Source organism: Streptomyces sp. NPDC055506 (assembly GCF_053643595.1).
Genome location: NZ_JBSHKH010000248.1, coordinates 1 through 4,142, shown reverse-complemented (window position 1 = coordinate 4,142; position 4,142 = coordinate 1). Strand labels below are relative to the sequence as shown.

6 protein-coding genes and 1 pseudogene are annotated in these 4,142 nt (G+C 70.1%); 4 read left to right on the top strand and 3 right to left on the bottom strand.

Annotated elements, in window-relative coordinates; all coding sequences use genetic code 11:
* Positions 1–322 precede the first annotated feature (322 nt).
* A complete protein-coding gene (locus ACWIF2_RS40150; protein WP_454366585.1) occupies positions 323–1,066 on the top strand; it encodes an IclR family transcriptional regulator in 744 nt (247 codons plus the stop codon).
* On the opposite strand, the gene ACWIF2_RS40145 is transcribed toward ACWIF2_RS40150, so the two are convergent.
* The 3 genes and pseudogenes from ACWIF2_RS40145 to ACWIF2_RS40135 form a co-directional block, all read right to left on the bottom strand.
* Entirely contained in the window at positions 1,063–1,206 is a 144-nt protein-coding gene (locus tag ACWIF2_RS40145; RefSeq protein ID WP_454366583.1) for a cupin domain-containing protein, read from the bottom strand. The genes ACWIF2_RS40150 and ACWIF2_RS40145 overlap by 4 nt on opposite strands.
* A 34-nt stretch (positions 1,207–1,240) precedes the next feature.
* Positions 1,241–1,477: pseudogene (locus tag ACWIF2_RS40140) on the bottom strand (MmyB family transcriptional regulator); the annotation flags it as partial.
* A 117-nt stretch (positions 1,478–1,594) separates the two neighbouring features.
* The gene (locus ACWIF2_RS40135; RefSeq protein ID WP_454366581.1) at positions 1,595–2,560 is read right to left on the bottom strand and encodes a pirin family protein; all 966 of its coding nucleotides are present in this window, start codon (positions 2,558–2,560) and stop codon (positions 1,595–1,597) included.
* A gap of 143 nt (positions 2,561–2,703) precedes the next feature.
* Here ACWIF2_RS40135 and ACWIF2_RS40130 point away from each other — a divergent pair, with 143 nt between their 5' ends.
* From ACWIF2_RS40130 to ACWIF2_RS40120, 3 genes are read left to right on the top strand one after another with little or no spacing between them, the layout of a single operon-like run.
* Positions 2,704–3,186, top strand: a complete 483-nt coding sequence (locus ACWIF2_RS40130; protein ID WP_454366579.1) for a MarR family winged helix-turn-helix transcriptional regulator — start codon at positions 2,704–2,706, stop codon at positions 3,184–3,186.
* Entirely contained in the window at positions 3,183–3,653 is a 471-nt protein-coding gene (locus tag ACWIF2_RS40125) for a MarR family winged helix-turn-helix transcriptional regulator (protein ID WP_454366577.1), read from the top strand. The genes ACWIF2_RS40130 and ACWIF2_RS40125 overlap by 4 nt, the downstream gene beginning before the upstream one ends.
* Positions 3,654–3,707: 54 nt before the next feature.
* Positions 3,708–4,070: a tetratricopeptide repeat protein gene (locus ACWIF2_RS40120; protein ID WP_454366576.1), complete on the top strand. Its 363-nt coding sequence runs from the start codon at positions 3,708–3,710 to the stop codon at positions 4,068–4,070.
* The last annotated feature ends 72 nt before the right edge of the window (positions 4,071–4,142 follow it).

The following is a 4,142-nucleotide window of genomic DNA, read 5'->3' as shown; positions in this document are numbered from 1 at the left end:
CTCACACGCTTCGCGTGCGAGCCGGCCCTCAGCCTCGCGTCAGGGCAGCCACCGCCCTGCGCCCGGCGGGGGAAGCCGGACACAGGGCGGCCGCACCGCGCGGCACGGCAGGCCTGGTCAAAGCCCTACCGCTGTCCATCGCCGCGGGGAATCGGGACCCCGGTGCACCTCAAGTCCGGTCCACTGAACGACCGAACCCGACTATGTTCCACATAGTGGCACGCTATGCTGGGATCCGGCACAGATCATGACCGTGACTCCGTGCCGGAGTCAAGAGCAATGAGAACCAGGGGCCACAGGTCTGAGGGGGCATCGAATGGAAATGAAGAGCGTCACCAGGTCGCTCCGGGTTCTGGAGGCAGTCGCCCGACATCAACCCGTGACCGTCGGGGAGTTGACCAAGATTTTCGGGCTGCCGAAGTCCACCGTGCAGCGCACCCTGGTCACCCTCAATGAGGCGGGCTGGCTGCGCGCCAACCGCAAGGACACCACCCGCTGGGAGATCGGCGCCCGCGTCCTGGCCGTACGCCCCACCGCCCTCCAGGGCTCCAGCCTGTTCGCCGCCGCACGTGAACCCATGATCCGGCTCCGCGACGCTCTGAACGAGACCATCCACCTGTCGGTACCTGACGCCCTGCACGGCATGGTCGTCGTCGACCGCGTCGACTGCGACCAAGCCGTACGCACCTTCCACGCCATCGGCGACACCTCACCCCTGCACGCCACCGCCGCCGGGAACGCCGTCCTGGCGCATCTGGAAAGGTCCGAGATAGACGAGGTCGCCGCAGGGACGCTGGAGGGTTACGGCGAGGAGACCATCACCGACCCGGGGCAACTGCGCGCGGAGCTCCGCCGCGTGAGAGAGCGTGGCTACGCCGTCAACCACAACCAGTACCTGCAGGGTGTCTGCGCGATCGCGGCGCCCGTGCTCGACGCTGAGGGCACACCGCTGGCCGCGGTGTCCGCCTCCCTGCCCGACTCCCGCTTCGAACCCGACCGGCTGCCCGAGCTGGGCCGGCTGGTATCCGAGACGGCTACGGAGATCACCGCCCGGCACCTGGCCTAACCCGCCTTGTAGACCACCGGCTCGCCGCCTTCCGGCGTGAGTTCGACGATGCCGGAGAGGATGTGGCAGAACTCGAAGGTCTCGCCCTTGATCGAGCACGTCTCGCCGGGCGTCGCTTCCCAGGCTCCCGTACGGGTCATCTCCCCGCGGGTGGGGCCAGGTCATGAACGCGGGGTCGGTCCGGACGCCGTTGGTGACCCGTAGGAACTCCAGCTTTTCCGCGTCGGTGGAACCCGCGGCCACGGTGTAGACGACGAGGCGGATGTCGCAGCCCGGGACGGTGAGCACGTCGCAGTCGCAGACCACCTCACCCGCCTGGGGGTGTACGACGGTCTTGCGAGCCGAGACGTGCGGGCCGACCGTGCCCTCGTCCCACAGGCGGGCGAACTCCGCGCTGGTGGAACGCAGTTCCTAGCCCATCCGGCTTACACCACACCCACCCGCACAGCACTCGCAAGAAACCTGTGAGGGACAACGCAGGACGGCCGGCCGACTGACTGTCACCAGCCCGTCAGCCATTCCTGCAGGTCAGCGAGCCCTTCCGCGCGGCTTGAGCGGCACTGGAGGCAGCACAGGAGCAGGCAGCGGGGCGCCGTCGTAGCCCTTCACCTCGCCGAACCGTGTCCCTTCCATCCAGTCCTGGCGAGCCTGTACGATCTCCTCCTGCGACCGTCCGATCCAGTTCCAGAACATGATCAGCTCCTCCTCGAAGGGCTCGCCGCCCAGGAGCATCAGGCCCGCGTCCGACTCCGCCCGCAGGGGTAGTTCGCTGCGGCCGCAGCCGAGGTAGAGCATCGAGCCGGGCAGGACCGGGACGCCGTCGACGTGGGCTTCGCCGGACATGGACAGGACGGCGTACTCGAAGTCCGGTTCCAGGGGGAGACGTACGTCCGCGCCCCGGGTCAGGGACAGGTCGGCGCCGACGATCGGGGTGAACGCCGTGCCGGGCGAGGTCGCGCCGTCGAGGTCGCCGAGGATCAGCGTGGCCTCGATACCGGGTGCCGTGACGACCGGCAGGTCGGCGTGGTGTTCGAAGCGCGGGTCGGTGTGGCGGTGGCCGTCCGGAAGGGCGACCCACAGCTGCGCGCCGTGCAGGAAACGGGCGTGCGGGCGAGGGCTCTCCTCGGAGTGGCTGATCGCCCGACCGGAGGTCATCAGGCCCAGTTCGCGCGGGCGGATCGTCTGGAGGCTACCGGTGGAGTCGCGGTGCAGCACCTCTCCCTCGTGCAGCCAGCTCACCGTCTGCAGCCCCATGTGGGGATGCGGCGGCACCTGCATGCCGGGTTCGTCGGCGATGTCGTCGGGGCCGTAGTGGTCGACGAAGCACCAGGCCCCGACCATCCGGCGGCCGAGGTTGGGCAGCAGCCGGCGAACCTCGCTGGACTCGCCCAGTTTGACGCGCCGGGGACTGAGGAGTTCACGCACCGGCTCCGCCACCACGAAGCCCCGGCCACCGCACAGAGCGGGGGCCGCCTCGCGCTCAAGATTGCTCATGGCCACAACCTAGTCCGGCGGGAGGTCTCGCGTCAGCGCGTCACCCCGCCACTGCGTCATCCGGGCGGCCCTCCCCTGGGCACCCCCTGAGCGCGCACCCGAAAATAATAGCCATGTATATAGTAGCCATGTACTGCATCGACATGAGCAATGGTTCCGAAGGCGCGACGCCCGGGTTCCTGGTGTGGCGGCTGTCGATGAAGTGGCGGGTGGCCGTCGACCGGGCCGTCGCCCCGCTCGGGCTGACCCATGCGCAGTACTCGCTCATGGCCTCGCTGTACGGCATGCGGCGTTCGGGCGAACGGCCCAGTCAGCGTCGCCTCGCCGACCACACCGGACTCGAGCCGCTCTATGTGTCGAAGCTCGCCCGCGCGCTGGAGGCCGCCGGCCTCGTGGAACGCACCCGGGACCCGCGCGACCCGCGCGCGGTACAGCTCGCGCTCACCGAGCAGGGGCGTGAGGTCAGCGCGCGGGCGATCACCGTCGTGCACGGGCTGCTTCAGCAGCTTCTGGAGCCGCTCGGCGGTCTCGACAGCGCGCGCACGAGGGAGTTCACGCGCGACCTGACGGCCTTGCTCGACGCACCTCTTGATCCCTTCCGCGAGAACGAGACGGAGCAGCCATGACCACCACCACACCCCCGGTCGGCCCCCGCGTCATCGCCCTGGCCCACTACGCGGGCCGTGCGATCCTCGAGCACGTGCTGGCCCGGCACGGCGTCACCTTCCAGCAGTCCGTCACCCTCCGGCTCGCGGCCGTCGCCGAGGGCCCGGTGGGGCGCGAGCAGCTCGTCGACGGGGTCACCGGGGCGCTGAAGACCGACGCGGCGGAAGTGCACGGCGTGATCGACGAGCTGATCGCCTCGCGGCTGCTGACCCCGGACGACGCATCGGACGAGGCATCGGGCGTGCGGATCACGGACGCCGGGCGGGAGCTCTACGACAGGGCCTCCGGCGAGACGGCGCCCATCACCGGCCGGATCTACGACGGCATCCCGGCGGAGGATCTGGCCGTCGCCGGCCGGGTGCTCAGCCTGATCACCGAGCGGGCCGACGCCGAGCTGGCCGCCCTGGCCGACCAGCGGCCTGCATAGGTAGTGGAATATTGAACCGACCGGCCCGGTTGTCGGCCTCGAAGGAGGCCACGAGTGAACACGACCCACGACACCACCTACTACGCCCATGGAACACCGGCGGAGCGCTGGGAGCGCGCGCAGCTGTTCTTCGACGCCAAGGACTACGCCGCCGCCGCGCGCGTCCTGGTGGGGCTGGTCGAGGAGGTGCCCGAGCAGACCGGGCCGCGGCTGCTGCTGGCGCGTTCCTACTACCACTCGGCCCAACTGTGGCGTGCGGAAACCGAGTTGCGGACGATCGTCGAGCGCGACCCCGTCGAGCACTATGCCCGGCTGATGCTCGGCCGCACGCTCCAGCGGCAGGGGCGGTACGAGGAGGCGGAGTCGCACCTGCGGATCGCCTCGGCGCTCGCGGGTGACTTCGACCCGCGCGGGTGACCTCTCTCGCGGGCGACCTCGAGCAGCGCTGACCGCCGGTCGAACGGACGGTGCCCGGCTCCGTACGGAGCC